General features: G+C 57.8%; 1 protein-coding gene. It reads left to right on the forward strand.

What is annotated here, in order from left to right:
* Nucleotides 1–123: 123 nt before the first annotated feature.
* The coding region (gene rpsF / locus B3187_RS10460) for a 30S ribosomal protein S6 (protein ID WP_286806346.1) at nucleotides 124–251 on the forward strand (128 nt) is incomplete at its 3' end.

The following is a 251-nucleotide window of genomic DNA, read 5'->3' on the forward strand; positions in this document are numbered from 1 at the left end:
CAACCCCACGGTAAACTCCCTAGAATACCCGCCCCTAACCGGCCCGGGCCTTTTGCCCGGGTCACTCCTTGCTTCACTCAGGCCCTTTTGGTCCGGGGAAGCTTTAACCCGTAAGGAGCTACAATGCGTCATTACGAAATCGTCTTTATGGTCCATCCCGACCAGAGCGAGCAAGTGCCCGGCATGATCGAGCGCTATACTGCCAGCGTCAAAAACAGCGGTGGCCAGGTTCACCGTCTGGAAGACTGGGG

It is taken from the genome of Marinimicrobium sp. UBA4209, from assembly GCF_002381585.1.
In the GTDB taxonomy this organism is placed as follows: Bacteria; Pseudomonadota; Gammaproteobacteria; order Pseudomonadales; family Cellvibrionaceae; genus Marinimicrobium; species Marinimicrobium koreense.